Genomic DNA, 19,715 nt, shown 5'->3' on the forward strand with positions numbered 1-19,715 from the left:
AATAAAAAAGTTCTTTACTTAGTTGGAGAATATAGAATTCCGATAATTATTAGTAAAGAACTTTTTTACTTAGAGACAAGTGGTTTCAACAAATAAAAAAATATGATAATTAAACTGTATCCTATAGAATAGACACTTAAAAAAGTCTATTCTATAGGATATTTTTTTGAATAAGTAGTACTATTTATATTTATTTCAAATAAAATACACAATAAAAAAATCTTTATAATTGATAATTATTTATTGTAAAACAATAAATTTTATATTAAAATCAATATCATAATAAATCAGTGAGTTGCTTTTTGTAGAAAGGTAACAACGCTGTTCTTTATTAGAGGAGGTAAAACTATGGACATTAACAATTTGATTATTGAAAATATGGATAATCCTCATGAGTTGGAGAGAATGTATAGAAAAGACCCGAAAGCTTTTAAAAAGTCATTCTCACAAGCATGGGATAAAAATCCTGATTCTCAGGTGCTAGCTGCTTGGTATGAAAGATTGAATTTCAAGGAGACGGCAAATAAAGAAAAAATATCGCTGTTTCAAAAAGGTTTCTTATTCATGGGCATGTTAGCAATTCTAGCTGGCCTAAGCACTAGAATCATTTTCCACTTTGTTGAGCAGGAAGCAATTGCTCCCATTAACTTGGCTTTTGGTGTAATTCCCTTTATTGCTGCTTATTTTATTTACAATAATACTCCGAAAAAAAGTATTATTTATTTTCTTGCAGCGTTACTCTTAATTGCTGGGTTGTATCTTAATATGTTGCCCTTAAATTATAAAGACAGCAATATCCTTGCTTATTTACATCTTCCTATATTGTTATGGGTCTTATTGGGACTTGCATTTACGGGAAATGAATATTCAAAAGGCAGTACAAGATTAGCGTATATTAAATTTAATTTAGAATATTGTCTTCTTTACGCGAGCATGGCAGTGAGCGGAATGATATTAGCAGTTTTCACCATGAAGTTATTTAGCTTTGTTGACTTGGATATAGGAGAATTCTATTTTAGTAATGTTGTATTATTTGGAGCTGCCGCTCTCGCTGTAGTGGCTGCATACTTAGTATCATTGAATCTTAAACTTGCTAAAAATATTACACCATATATAGCTAAAATTTTTAGTCCTCTCGTCCTGATCACATTGTTTATTTATCTTATAACGGTAATTTTGGTCGCGAAAAATCCATTCTTGGATCGTAATTTCCTCATGGCCTTCAACGTAATACTCCTTGGTGTATTGGCTGTTACTATATTTTCTATCGTTGAGAGTGAGTCAGACGAGAAAAAGAGCATTTCAGATTATATAAACTTTGCCTTAATTGTTTTGGCACTTATTATTGATACTGTAGCTTTGTCAGCTATCGTATTTAGACTTTCTTCTTACGGGATTACACCTAATAGACTTGCTGTTTTAGGCGTAAACATACTGATTTGGGCAAATCTCATTTGGATTATGTTCTCCTATATGCGTTTTCTACAAAACAAATCAGGACCGACAGCTATCCAAGATGCCGTTACGAAGTATTTGCCAATCTACGGAATTTGGGCAGCTTTCGTAATATTTACTTTTCCTATAATTTTTAATTAGAAAGACATTGTAAATGTAACGACAAGCTAATTTTCTATCACGTATAAAATCCTTAGAGCCGATAATTATCGTTACTTCTATAAGTTCTCGAAAATAAAAAAACGTCCCAAAATAGGACGTTTTTTATTATGTATATTGCTGTTTTTTCTTAATAAGTAATAACACTTGTGACACACAAGCTAGTACTGGTAGTTCAATTAATGGTCCAATCACTAATGCAAGAGCGATAAGAGGCTCGTCTGGAAAAGCGGTTACAGCAATAGCGAGTGCAATAGGTGAGTTTCTTGCTAATGTTGTTAAGCTCAGACTAACTGTATCTTTATAAGATAAACGCATCATGCGTCCGATAAATTGTCCGAGTACAAAATTAATGATGAAGAATAATAGAACAGGAATGAGTAATAGTAAAACAACATTCATATTCTGTAGTAAATATTTACCCTGTGATGCAAACATCGCTACTATCGCTAAGCTTAAAAATACAATTTGCGCAGAGCTGAAAAACGGAATGAGTTTATTCTCGAGTGTTTCAGCTTTTTTCATTTTATTCATAATGAATTTTGTAGCGTGTGCAAGTACAAATGGTAAGATGATTACGATAACAATACTTTCTACTAAAACAGAAACCGCTACAGTCTTCATGACACCAGCAAATAAAAATAAATAAATGGGAAGTAGTAGTACTTGCAATATTAAATTTACAGGCAAAATGGCAGTAGAAAGTGCTACATTTCCTTTTGCTATTTCAGTAAAGATTAAGTACCAATCTGTACATGGAGTAACCATTAACATAATAAATCCAACCCAAAGTGCTGGGTGATCTGAAAGAAATAGTGCTCCTAACCCCCAAGCGAGTAAAGGTGTCCATACAAAATTAATAGTAAGGCTCGTTCCAGCAAATTTTAAATTGCGGAACCCGCTTTTTATTTCTTTCAATGGAATGCTGAGGAATAATCCATACAGCATGAAAAATAAGAAGGGGACAATAAATTGTTCTGAATACATATATATTAAATTAAATTGTCCGAGTACGATGCCGCATGTAACAGCAAAAAGAATAATAAAAGTTTGAATCTTTTCTATAGTGCTCATGAGTAAATCCTTTCTACATATGAATTGCTCTCTCTACATCTATTATACAAACAATAAAGTTACAATGGGTGTATGAATTGTATTGTGGTCATTATTTTTAATCCGAGATATTATTTTTTATTTAAAGTTACTTGACTAAAGTAAGTAACTGTATTACAATCACTTACATAAGGTAATTAAATAACAAAAAGTTTTTCGTATTTGTACTTAAGGTATCTATTGGAACTTTTTACTAGAATAAGAATTTTTATGATGATGAATAATGAATATGATAAGAAAGTTTAGGTGAAGAAAATGGGATTATTTAGCTCGCTATTTGGTAAAAAAGAAGAAAATACAAGAGTAGAGGAGAATAAAACAATGTCAAAGGTATTATTTGTAAAAGCAAACGATCGTCCGGCAGAGCAAGCAGTTAGTTCAAGAATGTATGAAACATTTGTAAGTGCTTATAGAGAAGCGAACCCAAATACAGAAATTACGGAGTTAGATTTATTCGCATTAGATCTTCCATATTACGGAAATATCGCTATTTCAGGTGGATACAAACGTAGTCAAGGAATGGAGTTAACAGCAGAAGAAGAGAAGGCTGTAGCTACGGTAGATCAATATTTAAATCAGTTTTTAGAAGCTGATAAAGTTGTATTTGCCTTCCCACTATGGAACTTCACAGTGCCAGCGCCATTAATTACGTATATTTCATACTTATCTCAAGCTGGAAAAACATTTAAATATACAGCAAATGGCCCAGAAGGTTTAGCTGGTGATAAGAAGGTCGTTGTATTAGGCGCGCGTGGTTCAGATTACTCTTCAGAACAAATGGCTCCTATGGAAATGGCAGTAAATTATGTAACGAATGTACTTGGGTTCTGGGGAATTACAAATCCTGAGACTGTTGTAATTGAAGGACACAATCAATATCCAGATCGTTCACAACAAATTGTTGAAGAAGGTTTAGAGAACGTTAAAAAAGTAGCGGCGAAATTTTAATTGATAGTAAATATAAAAAACCAACATGGATGACCATGTTGGTTTTTTAGTCTATTTCTATGTTAAAAAATGTATATTTATAAAATAAAAGAAAAGTTTGAAAATAGTATTGCAAAATATTATATGACAAACTATAATGAGTTCAAGAATAGTTAATAGTCGAATTTAATATTCAGAAAATTCAATTAGTTAAAAATGGAAAATGAGATAAGGAAATTTGAATGGGGGTTATATTATGGCGAATAAAGTACCGTTTTCGTTCATAGTAGTTATTGGATTAATGTTATTTGCACTATTTTTTGGAGCAGGAAATTTAATATTCCCGGCAATGCTCGGTCAATCGGCAGGAGAGAATGTATGGATTGCTAATGCTGGATTTTTAGTAACGGGTGTCGGATTACCATTACTAGGTGTACTAGCATTTGGTTTTTCGGGTAAAGATGATTTACAGTCATTAGCAAGTCGTGCTCACCCAGTGTTCGGGATTGTGTTTACAACAGTTTTATACTTAGCGATTGGCCCGTTATTTGCAATACCAAGAACAGGAAATGTTTCTTATGAAATTGGTCTTAAACCGTTTATGCCAGAAGGATTAGGTTCTACACCTTTAATTCTTTTCACAATTGTATTCTTTAGTATCACTTGTTTTTTTTCGCTAAATCCTGCGAAAATTGTCGATATTGTTGGAAAAATCTTAACGCCAATTAAGTTAACTTTCATTGGTATTTTAGTAATCGTTGCTTTTATACATCCGATTGGAGATATGCAAGCACCAGTGGAAGCTTATACATCACATGCATTCTTTAAAGGTTTCCAAGAAGGATACTTAACAATGGACACGCTTGCATCATTCGTATTTGGAATCATCATCATTAATGCAATTAAAGAAAAAGGTGCGAAAACGAAAACACAGATTATGATCGTTTGTGCAAAAGCGACAATCATTGCAGCATCTATTTTAGCGATTATCTATACAGCTCTTTCTTATATGGGTGCTTCAAGTGTTGCAAAGCTTGGACATTTAGAGAATGGTGGAGAAGTATTAGCGAAAGTTTCTAACTACTATTTTGGATCATATGGTGGAGTATTATTAGGATTAATGATTACAGTAGCGTGTTTAACAACTAGTGTGGGACTTGTATCAGCATGTTCTTCATTCTTCCATAAGTTATTCCCAAATGTTCCTTACAAAGCGATTGCAATCACGCTATGTGTATTTAGTGCAATTGTTGCAAACGTAGGATTAACACAATTAATCGCAGTTTCTGTTCCAGTACTAACAGCAATTTATCCACTAGCAATCGTATTGATTTTCTTAACATTCTTCCATTCATTATTCAAAGGAAGAGCTGAAGTTTATCAAGTGAGCTTAATCGTAACATTTATCATCAGCTTATTCGATGGATTAAGTGCAGCTGGAGTTAACATTGAAGTAGTAAGCCGAGTGTTCACTAAATTCCTTCCGATGCAAGAAGTAGGATTAGGATGGATCTTCCCAGCGATTATCGGTGGATTTATCGGATATGGCATTAGCGTTTTAAAAGCAAAAAATCAAGTTCAACCAGCTAGTACGAATAAGAAAATAAGTTAAATGAAAAAAGTTATAGAATTTGATTCTATAACTTTTTTTGTTACTATTGATAAGGATAGAAAAATAAAGTAGTAGGGGAAATATAATGAAAAAAACAATTGATCATATCGGCATCGCAGTTCGAGATATAGATAGCACGATACGTTTTTATGAAAAGGTGTTGTTAGGAACTTTAATAGATCGTTACGTAAGTGAAGCTCCTGGCGTTGAAAGCGAAGTAGCCATTCTTGAAGTGGATGGAGATAGAATTGAATTACTTGCACCGACGAATAATACGACTTCACCAATTGCCCGATTTATAAAGCAAAAAGGTAAAGGTGTTCATCACGTTGCATATCGTGTCGATGATTTAGATGTGGCTCTAGAAGAGCTAAAAGAACAAGGTATTCGAACGTTAGAGCATACACTTCGAATTAATAAGCACGGTAGAAGATTAATATATCTTAACCCAGCGGATACAGAGGGAACAATCATTGAGTATTGTGATTATCCAGAAGAAAAGTAAAGAAATTTTATGATGGAAGAAGGGTGTTGCGTAATTGTGTAACACCTTTTAATTTGTGTACTTTCTTTAGATGGAACATCAGGCTATAGAGTTCCTTATATTTAATGAGATTAAATTCTTAGGATGGGAATATAGTTTAGGAAGTATATGTAAGAAAAGTGTAGCTGGAGCTAACATTGAAGTAGTAAGCCATCTGTTCACGAAATTCCTTCCAATGCAGGTAGTGGGGTTAGGCTGGATTTTCTTCGCGATTATCGGTGGATTTATCGGATATGGCATTAGCGTTTTAAAACCAAAAAATCAAATTCAACCAGCAGCAAATACGAATAAGAAAATAGGTTAAGTAAAAAAAGGGTTATAGAATTTAATCCTATAACCCTTTTATATATAGAATACATAATCATGGCAGTTTTTATTATAGTTAGTTATATAATAAATATAGGATTCATATTAGTAGAGAAAGCCAGTAACTGTAGACTACGCTTTAAAATGAGAGTGTTTAATTTCTAGGTTTTTAATCATTCTCTTTGCAGAGGAAGAGTGCAGCAGCGAAAAGATCCGCCAGATTTTATAATTTCTTCAAAGTCAATTTCGATAACCTCATAACCTCTAAGTCTCAGCTCTGTATTTGTTTTAGTATTACTGGGTAAACTAATAATCTTTTCATTGCCTAAAGATAATACATTTGTTGCTAAAGTAAATTGCTCTTTTTTAGATACTTCTATTAAATTATAACGATCTGATAACATTTTTAGTGTACTATTACTAAATGCATATGGATATATTAAAGCTTCTTCTTGTGAAATGATATTAAAAACACAATCTAAATGTAAAAAATCTTTTGAAAAAGGAACAGGAATTATTTTATAGTGTGTGAGCAACTGTTGAAGTTTTTTTACAGAGTTAAATAACGTTCGATTGCTTACGCCAATATATATAATATCTTGATCGATAATGACGTCGCCACCTTCTATATGACTATTAATACAATCTATATAAGTAATATCTTTTTCTAACAATATATTTTTGAAAATTTGCTCTTCACCTTTGCGAACTTCATTTTTCATGTTAGAAATGAAAACAGTTTCCCCTATAGTAAAACCGACATCCCTCGTGAAAACTTGTTCGGGAAAGCGTATTTCAGGAGGTAGCATTAAAGTGTGTATTCTATTTTCTTTAAGTATATCAATAAATTTTGAGTATTGTTCTCTCGCTAGATTTACATTAAAGCCTAAATTGATAAAATATTTTTGGGTCTTGTTTATACCGCTAGAAATATTCATATATAGTGGTTCGCATAGTATAACTGTTTTTAACGTACTATACTCACTTGAGCAATATGACTTTACAATACTCATTCTAATAATCCTCCAATATAGTTAATTTTTAAATTGTTATACGATGATTGAAGCTTAAAAAAATTTTGGATACAGAAGATAAAATGTAATAAAATATGAACTTAAAAAAGATGAATCTTATAATAATTAAAGTGATTATTATAAGCTGTTATTTTTTCTGTTTTTTCAGTCATTTTAAATGCTGGATGTATTATTGCTCTAGAAAAAACGTAAAATAGTTATAGGAACTCAGAACAATCTAGTATCTTTATAGACAAATTGTTTATCTGTTCCCAATCTGTATAACAAACCGCGATAGTGTAATTTTGCTCTAATCGATTTAGGGAGAAATAAAATTGACTAAAAGCGGAATTAGTGTTCCGTAATGTTATTTTATTTTGGGACCAATCGTCCATATTGAAGCCAAAACTATCTAATGGATATAGAAGTCCTTTTCCAATCGCTTTAACAAATGATTCTTTTAAAGTCCAAATATCAAAGAAAAACGATAACTTTTGATCGTGAGGAATATGCTGAAAATAGTCAATTTCTTCTTGAGTAAAGCATAGTTCGGTTATGGAAAGATCTATAGGTTGAATTTTTTCAATGTCTACACCAATTCTTCCAGTTGAAGCAAGTCCACATATAATCCATTCTTCAGAATGAGATAAATTAAAATCCCCCTTCCAACCATGACATTTATTTAAAAAAGGGCGGCCTGCTCGATCTCTGTTTATAGAGATAGTATCTGCAGGTATGAGTAAAAATTTTTCTAAACGTTTTCTGATGCATAGATGAGCTAATAATGTTCTTTGTTGATCTTCTAATTTATGAAATCTTAAAATTCGTTCCCTTTCATTTCTAGGTAATTCTGTGAGTTTCAGCTCTATGTCTTTGTAGGTTAGTAAAATTCCTAATTTAACTGCAATAATTTCTAAATAACTATCAATTTTTTTCATAATGACCTCACTAACAATATAAATAATAGTCTCAAGAGAATTTAAATGTATAATTAATTTTATTATTTATCAACTACCATCAAATTATAGAGAGCTATATAAGATTTATTGAGAAATAATGTGAATTATATTAAGTGTTATTGTATAGCTAGTTTGAAAAAAATGAAGAAACTTATGTGTGTTTTTTTTTGAAGTTAATTCAATTATTAAAAAAGTTTCTCAAGTTTTGATATGTATTTTAGATTGCTTTGAAAATTAAATAAAGTTACAATTAACCCTGTTTAATAGTTAGAAAAATTAGAAAATTAAAAGGGGATTGGGTAAGTGATAATTTCTGGAGAAATAAAAGAATTTATAATGAATTATGATGAAAAATTACCATTCTCAGGTGCAATTTTAATTCAAAATAAAAAAAAGATCTTTGAAGATGGATTTGGATATGCGAATAGAAGTGAACAAATTCTTAATACATCACGTACTAGGTTTGGTATGGCTTCTGGGTGTAAAATTTTCACTGCAGTAGCAATATGTCAATTAGTTGAAAAAGGTGTTTTAACTTTTGATACCTGTTTGAAAGAGTGTTTGGAAGACTCATTCCCACATTTTTATGAAAATATTACAATTCATCATTTATTAACTCATACTTCGGGCATACCAGATTATTTTGATGAAGAAGAGATGGATGATTTTGAAGATTTATGGAAGGATACCCCAATGTATTCTATTAAATCTCCTGCAGATTTTCTACCTATGTTCCAAAATTTTCGTATGAAGTTTAATCCTGGAAGTAAATTTTCTTATAGTAATGCAGGTTATATTTTACTTGGGTTGATTGTAGAAAAATTGACAGGGATGAAGTTTGCAGAATATGTAAAAGAGAACATATTTAAGGTTTGCGGTATGTCAGATTCAGGGTATTTCCGGATGGATCAACTGCCGGAACGAACTGCACTTGGATATATAGATAATGAAGATGATAACACTTGGAGAACTAATATCTATTCAGTTCCTATAGTTGGTGGTCCAGATGGAGGGGCTTTTACAACAGTTTTAGATTTAGGAGAATTTTGGAACGGATTATTTAATGGGAAACTCCTAAATAAAGAGTACACTAATCAGTTGTTAACTCCTTATGTGAAGAATAACAGTTTACACTATGGATATGGTGTTTGGATTTCAATGGAAAATGATGAGATTCTCAAATATTTTGTATTTGGATTTGATCCAGGTGTGAGAGTTCATTCATCTGTAAATGCAAAGTCTAAGATGCAATTCCATATTATGTCTAATATAGAACAAAACGTAGTTCCTATTAAAAGTGGGATTGATAAATTAATTACTGAAAAAAAGATTTAGTTTTTGAGATTCATGGGTGTTTTTTTGATACCTACAAAATAAAAAAGGATATGAATATTTAACTAAGAGTTAATATGCTTATAAAAACTGTTGGATTGTTCGCTTTAAATAATCAATTAGAGTATAAAATTTTGAGAGTTTAAGGGTGTTTGTTAAGGATTCCTGATATAAATCAAAAGCATTAATTTCTATATAAAGGAGTTAATAACATGATTAGAGGAACTACCGATTTAGGGGAAGGTCAAAAGAAAGAGTTAGAGAAGCATCGTTTTTCGAAAGAAATCAACTTGGAAATTCGCGAATTACAAAAAGCTAACAATTGGTATAATTTTTTTGCCATAGGATTAGATTGGGGTATTGTGTCCTTAGTAATTGCCTTGAATTATTTTATCCCAACTATGTGGATGTATTTGATTAGTATTGTTATTATTGGTAGCCGTATGCGTGGCCTTGATATTATGATGCATGAGTCAAGTCATCGTATGCTTTTTAAAAATCGTAAATTAAATAAGTGGGTTGCGTGTTTATTTGCTGCTTATCCGATAATGATTTCTTATAAAGCATATTGTAAGAGTCACATGAATCACCACAGGTATTTATGGAGTGAGATAGATCCTGATAAGCAAAGGTATCAAATTGTTGGATTAGATAAACCGACTAAAAATAAAATGAAATTTTTTATTCAGCATTGCTTAAAGCCTTTGTTCTTAGTACATGTGCCAAATTATTTGATTGGAATGATCAAAGTAACAGCATATGCAAAAGAGGAACCTAGATTTGATCAAATAATCAGAACCCTATATTGGTGCGCTATCATTATTTGTTCAATTGTTTTCGGTTTCTGGAAAGAGTTGATTTTATTTTGGGTAGTTCCGTTTTTAACAACTTTTCAAATGCTAAAATATTGGGCTGAAATGGCCGAACATGCAGGACTAGAATCAGAAAATGAGATATTTGCATCAAGAAATTCTTTTGGGAATTGGTTTGAGCGCTTTCTCATACATCCTCATAGAAACTCATACCATTTGGTACATCATCTGTTCCCGGCTGTTCCACACTTTAACATAAAGAAGGCCCATCTTATTTTAATGAAAGATGAAGAATATCAAAAAGCGCATCATTGTACAGGGTTCTTTTTTTCCACTGCACCAGGATTTTCTTCTGTAATAGATGATATACAAGGACGGATACCATTTTGGAATAAAGTGAAAGGGAAATAGATAATTATACGTGTTGTGCTACATAGGCTGTATGGAAATTTAATGGTTTACCAAAGATAATTCCTGATTGCACCCTAAAATATAAATGGGAGCTAGATTAATAAAAAAATTGGGAGATGTTAGGTGGCTAATTAAGTTCTATAGAGCCTTTTAAAATTTAGTAAATAATTTTGATTCATAGGAAAGGAGAGTATATGAATAATACGATACTTTTTTGTTTCCCTTATGCTGGTGGATCCGGCTCGATATATAGTAAGTGGAAAAATTATTTACATCCTAGTATTGAATTGAAACCAATTCAATACGCGGGAAGGGGTATAAGATTTCAAGAAGATTGTTATGATGATATGAATCACGCTGTTAATGATATATTCGAATATATATATAAAGTTGTAGGTAATTGTGATTACGCGTTTTTTGGTCACAGTATGGGAGGACTTATCGCTTATGAACTTTGTAAGGAAATAGAAAGTAGAAATCTCAATGCTCCTGTGCATATTTTTCTATCAGGTATAAAGCCTCCTAATTTTATTAGAGAACAAAAAGTGTCTAACTTACCAGAAAAAGAATTTAAAGATGTGATATTAAATTTAAATGGTACTCCAAAAGAGATTCTTAATAATCAACAGTTAATGGATATATTTATACCAATTTTAAGATCTGATTTTAAATTGATAGAAGAATATAAATTCAGTAATGAATTGTACAAGTTAAATACGTGTATTACTGCAATGTACGGTAAGGTGGACGATGTTACTGAGGAATGCATGAAAAAATGGTGTGAGTTTACTTCGAGAGATACGCTTGTTTATGGCTATCCAGGAGATCACTTTTTTATTAATGAAAATTACATTGATATTATAAATCTTATTAATTCAACATTGGTTGGGAGAGGAGATTATTATGAGCAATGATGTTTATAATGCAGATTTGTTAACTAAAGAGGAGAAGTTTTGGTTGGATCAACTAACAACGGATTTAGAAATGAGTAGTTTTGTAAATTTTAATAAAAAAGTTGGTGTGAAAAATCAGGAAGAAAAAGTATTTACATATAGATTGTCAGAAAACATATCACATAAAATTAGTGAAATAAGTAATCATTCTGAATATGGAATATTTATCATTTTGATTGCTAGTGTGAAATATTTACTCTCAATATACACGGATAGTAAAGATGTTTCTATTGGAACGCCAGTAATTCAATCAAAATCTGGTACAGCATATTATGATCATCTTTTGATTATACGAAGTAATGTCCATAGTAATATGACATTTAAAGAGCTTCTATTGAAAGTACAACAAAACATTACAGAGGCAAATAAAAATCAGAAAGTATCGCATAAGCGATTAGCAAAACTTTTAGGAGATGAGAATACAAATTCTAATAAACTGAATCCTCGTACAGTCATACAGTTTGAAAATATTCAACATAATAGTTCCAATCATTATACAAATGCAGATACCGTCTTTAATTTTAAATGGCATGGAAATAAAATAGAGTGTTGTATCACTTGTAAAGAAAGTGTAGGAGACTTAATTGGAAGAGTTATAGATCAACTGACTCATTTGTTAAAAGCAGTAGTAGCTAATCCGAGTATAAGGCTCGCTGAAATCGATATTTTATCCAATGAGAGAAATCGTATTCTAAATGAGTTTAACAACACAACATCAAGTTTTCCTCAGGATAAATCTGTTGTTGACTTATTTGAATTTCAAGTAGCTAAAAGTCCACATAAGCTAGCAGTCTTTTACCAAAATCAAAATTTAACTTACGAGGAATTAAATATAAAAGCAAATCATATAGCACATAAATTAGTTGAATTAGGAGCTGAACAAGATTCTGTAATAGGAATTATGTTAGATAGATCGCTTGAACTTCCAATTGGTATATTAGGTGTTTTAAAGGCAGGAGCTGCATATTTACCCATTGATCCAAACTATCCAAATGAACGAATTAATTATCTTTTAAGTAATTCTAATGTAGATATCATTTTGAAGTGCAGCAATAATGAATTTAATTTTATAAATGAAAACACTAGATTTGTTGATATAGATACAACTTTGGGAGACGGTACACCTATAGAAATGAGTGGGAATTTAGAGTTGAAAATCCCATTAGAGAGCTTAATGTATGTTCTTTATACATCTGGAAGCACCGGTGACCCTAAAGGAGTTATGGTGAAAAGAAATTCATTTATGAATTTGCTCAACTGGTATACCAATGAATTTGATATGAATCCAACTGATAATGTATTATTAATTGCCCCAATTAGTTTCGATACAGCGCATAAAAATCTATTTGCTCCATTGATAAAAGGCGGGCGATTGCACCTTTTTGAGTCGGGTATGTATGATTACAATAAAATGTCTGATTATATAAATGTTCATAAAATTACGAGCGTTAATTGTACCCCAAGTGGTTTTTATCCATTGGTTGATTATAATGAGAGAAATAATTTTAGTAGGTTAATCACGTTGAAGCGTATTTTTTTAGGTGGTGAATCGATAAATTGTAAAAAACTCAAACCTTTAGTTAAATCAATAAATTTCAAGGGCGAAATTATAAATACGTATGGTCCCACGGAATGCACGGATTTAGCCTCTTTCTATAGAGTTAGTAATCAAGAGATAGAACAATTGAAGGTGATTCCAATCGGAAAGCCTCTTAATAATGTTGAAATATATATTGTTGATCAAGAGATGAATCTTGTACCTATTGGCATAACGGGAGAACTGTGTATTGCTGGGGTTGGATTGGCACGTGGGTATTATAATGCTCCAGATTTAACGAGAGAAAAATTTGTAGAGTTTCCGAAAATCACCTCAAAAAAAGTTTATAAAACAGGAGATATGGCAAGGTGGATGCCTGATGGGAATATTGAATTTATTGGAAGGAAAGATAATCTTACGAAAATAAGGGGGTTTCGGGTAGAAGTTGGGGAGATAGAGACTTGTCTTATGAAGCATCCAGATGTAGATGAGGTTGTTGTTGTTGCAATCGAAGATACTTTCGGTACGAAAGTATTAAGTGCTTATTTTGTTGCCAATGTGAATATAACAAACTCAGAATTAAGAAATTTCCTTATTAAAAGTTTGCCGAATTTCATGGTGCCAACCTACTTCACTCAACTGAAAAAAATGCCACTCAATCAAAACGGGAAAATTGATCGTAAAGCATTGCCAGTGTCCAACTTGGATCCAGTATCAGACTTCGATTATGTTGCACCAGAAGGCGAATTGGAAAAAAAGGTTGCACATATATGGAGAGATGTTCTTAATATTCAAAAGATAGGAGTGTATGATAATTTTTTTGAGTTAGGTGGGCATTCTTTAAATGCTGCTTCGATTATATTGAAAGTTAACCAAGAATTTGCCGTGAATATACACTTAAGTGAAATGTTTAAAAAGCCAACTATAAAAGAATTTACAACTCTAATACTGGATGGGGAACAACATAAAAGTTCAATTATATTACCTGTTGAAGCAAGAGAATACTATCCTGTTTCATCACAGCAAAAAAGGCTATTTATTATGTGGCAACTTAATCGTGATTCAGTAGCTTATAATTTACCATCTGGGACAATCATAGAGGGTGATCTCGAATATGATATGTTGGTGAGAGCTTTCCAACATCTTGTTGATCGTCATGAATCTTTACGTACATCGTTTTCATTCATCAATGGACAAGTGGTGCAGTATGTACATCCTACATTAAAGGTTATTGTTGATATCGTTGAAGCATCGGAAGAAGAATTAATGGAGTATGTACATGGGTTTACTACACCTTTTAATTTGGAACAAACGCCTCTATTTAAAGTCAAAGTTATTAAAATCAGAAAAAATAAGCATTTACTGTTAACTGATGCTCACCATATTGTCTTTGATGGTATATCGATGGATATAATTATGGAGGAATTTTATGATAGTTATTTAAACAAAGACTTACCTCCGGTTAAATTACAATATAGAGACTACGCAGTATGGCAGGGAGAGTTTTTTCAGACTGATGATTTTAAGAGTAAAGAAAAGTATTGGCTAAATATATTTAAAGAGGAACCCCCATTGCTAGAGTTAAATACAGATTATCCACGACATCCGGTGCAACTTTATGATAGTGATTATGTACCAATTATGGCAGGATACGATTTGACAAAGCGTTTGAAAAAGATAGCGAAGGAGAATGGGACAACCCTATATACGGTGCTACTTGCTGCTTTAAATGTATTGTTTTTAAAATATACGGGTAAAGAAGATATTACGATTGGTACCCCTACAGCTGGCCGATCTCGTCCAGGTTTGGAACGGATTATTGGTATGTTTGTGAATACGGTAGTAATAAGGAATTTCCCGTGTCGCAAAAAAACGTTTCTGAATTTTCTGGATGAAGTGAAGGATAATACAATAAAAGCCATTGATTATGAAGACTATCCGTTTGAATTGTTAGTAAATGAAGTTGATGTTTATCGAAATACAGGGAGAAATCCAATATTTGATATTATGTTTTCTTTGGATAATGATGAGTGTTTCTTTAAGGATACAGGGGATTTAACTTTCCGTAAATTTCCATTTGAAAGTAGTATGACTCAATTTGATATGTTCATTCATGTATTAGAAATTAATGAAGATATGCATTTTAAGTGGAAGTATCGTAAGGATATATTTAAGAAGGATACAGTGCAAAGATTAGCAGAACATTTTATTTATATACTTGATGAGATTACCGAAAAGATGGATATACCATTACAAGATATTCAGATGATGTCTGAAGCAGAGATGAAAACTATTCTTTCTGAATTTAATAATACGACGGATGAATATTCGTATCAAATGACGGTGCAGGATATATTTGAGCAGAAAGTGAAAGAAAATCCATCAGAAAAAGCCATCGTATATAAAGAGAGGACACTAACGTACTCTGAGCTGGATGCAAGGGCAAATCAACTGGCCCGCACCTTAAGAAAAAAGGGAGTGCAAAGAAATAGCATTGTTGGACTTATTGCAGAGCCTTCCTTAGAAATGGTCATAGGAGTTCTCGGTGTGCTAAAAGCAGGAGGGGCATTTTTGCCGATTGATCCCACTCTTCCAATAAGCAGGATAAAATATTTTTTAAGAGACAGTGATTGTCAGTTGATTCTGGCCCGAAATAATATGAAGGAACGATTTACTTTTGAACAGGAAATAATTAGGTTGGATGATGAAATAAATTGTAAAGAAGATGGTTGTCATCTTGAAAGCATAAACCAGCCCGAAGATTTGGCATATGTAATTTATACCTCTGGAACAACTGGTAACCCTAAAGGGGTTATGGTCGAACACAAAAATATTGTGAATCAGTTGATAGGACTCATTCGAAAATTAAAATTTAATCAAGAAATGAATCATTTATTACTAGCGAAAATCACATTCGATGTTTCTGTTCAACAAATTCTTCTCCCGATTCTCTCTGGGGGAAGGTTATATATTCCTGAGGAAGAGCTAATCGTTGAGCCAAGAAATATGTGGAACTTTATTGAGAGAAACAAAATTAATGTCTTGGGTGCCGTACCTACCCATTTGAAAGTTTTAATAGATAATATTGTTACAAGTCAATCGCTTAAATATGTTCTTGTAGCCGGTGAGGTCTTTTCAAAGAGTCTTTATAATCAATTAAAGAGTACTGTTAATGCTGAGATGATTATTAATCTGTATGGTCCAACCGAGACGACAATTTTTTCAACATACTATATTTGTCATGAAAATGAAGAGAGTTCGAGCATACCAATAGGTAAACCTCTAAGTAACTATAGGGCATATATTTTAAATCAAGATTATTATCCTGTACCTATTGGTGTGACTGGGGAGTTATATATCGCTGGAGCAGGTGTAGGAAGGGGATATATCAATAAGTCAGATTTGACAGATGAAAAATTTATATCGGATCCATTTATTCCAGGTGAGAAAATGTATAAAACGGGAGACCTTACAAGGTGGCTTCCTAATGGGGACATCGAGTATATTGGAAGGATTGACCATCAGGTAAAGGTTAAGGGAGTCCGAGTAGAGCCAGATGAAATAAAAAACCATATTTTAAATCATAAATCTATTGAGAATGCAATTGTTGTTGCAAAACAAAATCAAAGTAATGAAAGCTATTTGTGTGCGTATCTAATTGCAAACCAAGAGGTTACCAGTACAGAATTAAGGAATTATTTGAGGAATAAGTTACCTGAATATATGATTCCGTCACATTTTGTGCAATTAGAGAGTATGCCTTTAACGAATAACGACAAAGTCGACGTAAGAGCCTTGCAAGAAAGGGATGATGAGAATTATATATCGTTAGGTACTACTTATATGGCACCTGGAACGAATTTAGAAAAAATGATAGCGGAAATCTGGAAACAGGTACTTGGGGTAAAGCAGGTCGGTATTTATGATCATTTCTTCGAACTTGGTGGTAATTCACTGAATATTATTCAAGTAAATGAACGATTGAAAAATGATTTGAACATTGACATAACTGTGATGATGTTATTTAGATATCCTACAATTTATTCTCTATCCCAGCAATTAAAGATGACTGCTAAGAGCAGGGTACAGGAAGAAATGAACTCAAATAGAGTTCAGGTAATAAAGGAATCGAAGAATAGGTTGAAACAGAGACGTCAAAGAAAGAGGGATTCGAATGAATGATAGTGCACAGGAACCGATAAGAAATGGTATAGAGATTGCTATTATTGGAATGTCTTGCAGATTTCCTGGTGGAGATACTATAAATGAATTCTGGGAAAATTTGAAGAATGGTGTAGAATCTGTAACTTTCTTTACAGATAAGGAGTTACAGAAAGGAGGAATTGATCTAGAAACGATCCAGAATCCCAATTATATAAAGGCTGGTGGGGCTATTACAGGAACAGAATGGTTCGACAATAAATTATTTAATTACTCACCTAGGGAATTAGAGGTAATGGATCCACAGCTGAAAATTTTGCACGAGTGTGCTTGGGAGGCATTAGAGAGTAGTGCTTACTTTCCGGATACCTTTAATGGTTTAATTGGTACTTATATTGGAGCAGCTACAAACTTATATTGGTTAGAAACGGTATATCATGGAGCGAAAGACTTTATAAAAGAAGCGGAATTTTTAAATGGTTCTCAATTTTTCGGTACCAGATTATCACATAAGTTAAATTTGAGAGGTCCTAGTTATACAGTTCAAACTGCATGTTCATCTTCGTTGGTTGCTGTGCACTTGGCATGTCAAGCGCTATTAAGTGGAGATTGTGACATTGCTTTGGCTGGAGGAGTTTCACTTACATTACCTGAGAAAAGAGGATATTTATACAAGGATGGTATGATTCTTTCACCAGATGGACACTGTAGACCTTTTGATGCTAATGCTAGAGGAACGGTCAATGGAAATGGAGCGGGAATTGTTGTTTTGAAGCGTATGGAGGATGCGATTGTCGATGGAGATTTCATCCATGCTGTTGTGAAAGGATCCGCAATAAATAATGATGGCGCTGATAAGGTTAGTTTTAATGCGCCAAGTGTAGAGGGACAAGCTGCTGTTATTAGAGCAGCTCATCACATGGCCGAGGTAGAATCTGAAAGTATATCATATGTAGAGGCTCATGGTACGGGAACAATGCTAGGTGACCCAATTGAGGTTGAAGCTTTGAAGTTGGCATTTAATACAGAGAAGAATAACTTTTGTGGTATTGGATCGGTTAAAGGGAATATTGGACATCTTGATAACGCTGCAGGTATAGCCGGTTTGATAAAAACTGTAGTTGCTTTAGAGCATCGCATGATTCCACCAAGTATTAATTACGAGAAAGCAAATGAAAAAATTGATTTTGGTAATAGTCCATTTTATGTACAGGATACATTGGCGGGATGGAAGAACCCACAGTTTCCTTTAAGAGCGGGAGTAAGTTCATTTGGTATGGGGGGAACAAATGCCCATATTGTACTTGAGGAGCCTCCCCAAAGAGCAGCTTCGGAGCAGAGCAGGAGATATCAATTACTTTCTTTCTCTGCAGAAACGAAAAAATCTCTTGAAGAGCAAACTAAAAGGTTGGCTGAATATTTAAATCATAACAATAATATAAATTTGGCTGATGTAGCTTATACACTTTTAAATGGAAGGAAAAATTTAAAATATCGAAGAACATTAGTGGTTTCAGATATAGAGGAAGCGAAGCAAGAATTTTTTAATCAAAATTCTGCTAAGGTTCAAACTAATATTTGTGATGGCGGTAGTAAGCAAATAATTTTCATGTTTCCCGGGCAGGGGGCGCAATATGTAAATATGGGATTGAATTTATATAAAGAAGAGAAGAGATTTCGAGATGAAGTGAATCTTTGTTGCGAGATTTTAGAAGAGATTAGTGGGATTGATTGGAAGGAAGTCTTATACCCAAAGGACCTAGACGCTAGAATGAGAGATGATATAAATCAAACATCTAATACTCAGCCTGCAATATTTATTTTTGAATACTCATTAGCAAAAACACTAATGGAATGGGGCATCTATCCGGACGGCATGATTGGACATAGTATAGGGGAATATGTGGCTGCTTGTTTGGCGGGAGTGTTCTCATTAAAGCAAGCGCTACAGTTGGTGTATGAGCGGGCGACCTTAATGCAGCAATTACCTAAAGGAAGCATGATAAGTGTAATGGCTTCGGAAAATGAAATTTTACCACTATTGAATCAAGATGTATCTATTGCCGCGGTGAATAGTCCAATATCATGCGTAATCTCAGGTTCTGATGAGGCAATCTATACTTTTGAGGGGGAATTGATTAGGAAAGGTTTTCAGTTTAAAAAACTTGCAACTTCCCATGCCTTTCATTCATCCATGATGGACTCAATTTTAGATACCTATGGAAAGAAGTTAAAAGAAATTAATTTCCATGACATTAAAATACCGTTTATATCCAATTTTACAGGAGAATGGATTACGGAAGAACAAGCAAAAAGTGCAGATTATTGGGTGAATCATCTGCGACATGTAGTGAAATTTTCTGAGGGAATTAAGCATCTACTATCGGATACGGAAAATGTTTTTGTGGAGGTTGGACCAGG

General features: G+C 32.9%; 12 protein-coding genes and 1 pseudogene. 10 read left to right on the forward strand and 3 right to left on the reverse strand.

Annotated elements, in window-relative coordinates; all coding sequences use genetic code 11:
• The first annotated feature begins 348 nt into the window (after positions 1 to 348).
• A complete protein-coding gene (locus MR113_RS23340) occupies positions 349 to 1,596 on the forward strand; it encodes a DUF4153 domain-containing protein (protein WP_242257026.1) in 1,248 nt (415 codons plus the stop codon).
• Positions 1,597 to 1,722: 126 nt separating this feature from the next.
• Here MR113_RS23340 and MR113_RS23345 read toward each other — a convergent pair whose 3' ends face one another.
• Complete coding sequence (locus MR113_RS23345) at positions 1,723 to 2,688, reverse strand: arsenic resistance protein (RefSeq protein ID WP_242257027.1); 966 nt, start codon at positions 2,686 to 2,688, stop codon at positions 1,723 to 1,725.
• 294 nt (positions 2,689 to 2,982) lie between these two features.
• On the opposite strand from MR113_RS23345, the gene MR113_RS23350 reads away from it, so the two are divergent.
• From MR113_RS23350 to MR113_RS23365, 4 genes and pseudogenes are all read left to right on the forward strand, one after another.
• The gene (locus MR113_RS23350; RefSeq protein ID WP_242257028.1) at positions 2,983 to 3,675 is read left to right on the forward strand and encodes an FMN-dependent NADH-azoreductase; all 693 of its coding nucleotides are present in this window, start codon (positions 2,983 to 2,985) and stop codon (positions 3,673 to 3,675) included.
• Positions 3,676 to 3,910: 235 nt separating this feature from the next.
• On the forward strand, positions 3,911 to 5,266 hold the full coding sequence (gene brnQ, locus MR113_RS23355) for a branched-chain amino acid transport system II carrier protein (protein WP_242257029.1): 1,356 nt from the start codon (positions 3,911 to 3,913) through the stop codon (positions 5,264 to 5,266).
• 85 nt (positions 5,267 to 5,351) lie between these two features.
• Entirely contained in the window at positions 5,352 to 5,771 is a 420-nt protein-coding gene (locus MR113_RS23360; RefSeq protein ID WP_000750833.1) for a VOC family protein, read from the forward strand.
• Positions 5,772 to 5,928: 157 nt separating this feature from the next.
• Positions 5,929 to 6,114 (forward strand): annotated as a pseudogene (locus MR113_RS23365) (branched-chain amino acid transporter); the annotation flags it as partial.
• A 175-nt stretch (positions 6,115 to 6,289) separates the two neighbouring features.
• On the opposite strand, the gene MR113_RS23370 reads toward MR113_RS23365, so the two are convergent.
• Positions 6,290 to 7,129: a dimethylarginine dimethylaminohydrolase family protein gene (locus MR113_RS23370; RefSeq protein WP_242257030.1), complete on the reverse strand. Its 840-nt coding sequence runs from the start codon at positions 7,127 to 7,129 to the stop codon at positions 6,290 to 6,292.
• A gap of 218 nt (positions 7,130 to 7,347) precedes the next feature.
• Positions 7,348 to 8,067 (reverse strand): 4'-phosphopantetheinyl transferase family protein, encoded by a 720-nt coding sequence (locus MR113_RS23375; protein ID WP_242257031.1) that lies wholly within the window; start codon positions 8,065 to 8,067, stop codon positions 7,348 to 7,350.
• A gap of 324 nt (positions 8,068 to 8,391) precedes the next feature.
• Here MR113_RS23375 and MR113_RS23380 point away from each other — a divergent pair, with 324 nt between their 5' ends.
• From MR113_RS23380 to MR113_RS23400, 5 genes are all read left to right on the forward strand, one after another.
• Positions 8,392 to 9,423, forward strand: coding sequence for a serine hydrolase domain-containing protein (locus MR113_RS23380; RefSeq protein WP_242257032.1), 1,032 nt, complete (start codon positions 8,392 to 8,394; stop codon positions 9,421 to 9,423).
• A 209-nt stretch (positions 9,424 to 9,632) separates the two neighbouring features.
• On the forward strand, positions 9,633 to 10,643 hold the full coding sequence (locus MR113_RS23385) for a fatty acid desaturase family protein (RefSeq protein ID WP_242257033.1): 1,011 nt from the start codon (positions 9,633 to 9,635) through the stop codon (positions 10,641 to 10,643).
• Between the two features lie 194 nt (positions 10,644 to 10,837).
• Positions 10,838 to 11,557 (forward strand): thioesterase II family protein, encoded by a 720-nt coding sequence (locus MR113_RS23390; protein ID WP_242257034.1) that lies wholly within the window; start codon positions 10,838 to 10,840, stop codon positions 11,555 to 11,557.
• Entirely contained in the window at positions 11,547 to 17,315 is a 5,769-nt protein-coding gene (locus tag MR113_RS23395; RefSeq protein ID WP_242257035.1) for a non-ribosomal peptide synthetase, read from the forward strand. Before MR113_RS23390 ends, MR113_RS23395 begins: the two co-directional genes overlap by 11 nt.
• Positions 17,308 to 19,715 (forward strand): type I polyketide synthase (locus MR113_RS23400; protein ID WP_242257036.1); only part of this gene is annotated, 2,408 nt, incomplete at its 3' end. The genes MR113_RS23395 and MR113_RS23400, both read left to right, overlap by 8 nt.

Source organism: Bacillus cereus group sp. BfR-BA-01379, assembly GCF_022663605.1.
Classification (GTDB): Bacteria; Bacillota; Bacilli; order Bacillales; family Bacillaceae_G; genus Bacillus_A; species Bacillus_A mobilis.

What these genes read in the sequence shown, in the direction of transcription:
- MR113_RS23395 (WP_242257035.1), top strand. Translation starts at nt 11,547, where the DNA reads ATGAGCAATGATGTTTATAATGCAGATTTGTTAACTAAAGAGGAGAAG.
- MR113_RS23350 (WP_242257028.1), top strand. Translation starts at nt 2,983, where the DNA reads ATGGGATTATTTAGCTCGCTATTTGGTAAAAAAGAAGAAAATACAAGA.
- MR113_RS23345 (WP_242257027.1), bottom strand. Translation starts at nt 2,688, where the DNA reads ATGAGCACTATAGAAAAGATTCAAACTTTTATTATTCTTTTTGCTGTT.
- MR113_RS23360 (WP_000750833.1), top strand. Translation starts at nt 5,352, where the DNA reads ATGAAAAAAACAATTGATCATATCGGCATCGCAGTTCGAGATATAGAT.
- MR113_RS23385 (WP_242257033.1), top strand. Translation starts at nt 9,633, where the DNA reads ATGATTAGAGGAACTACCGATTTAGGGGAAGGTCAAAAGAAAGAGTTA.
- MR113_RS23340 (WP_242257026.1), top strand. Translation starts at nt 349, where the DNA reads ATGGACATTAACAATTTGATTATTGAAAATATGGATAATCCTCATGAG.
- brnQ (WP_242257029.1), top strand. Translation starts at nt 3,911, where the DNA reads ATGGCGAATAAAGTACCGTTTTCGTTCATAGTAGTTATTGGATTAATG.
- MR113_RS23390 (WP_242257034.1), top strand. Translation starts at nt 10,838, where the DNA reads ATGAATAATACGATACTTTTTTGTTTCCCTTATGCTGGTGGATCCGGC.
- MR113_RS23375 (WP_242257031.1), bottom strand. Translation starts at nt 8,067, where the DNA reads ATGAAAAAAATTGATAGTTATTTAGAAATTATTGCAGTTAAATTAGGA.
- MR113_RS23370 (WP_242257030.1), bottom strand. Translation starts at nt 7,129, where the DNA reads ATGAGTATTGTAAAGTCATATTGCTCAAGTGAGTATAGTACGTTAAAA.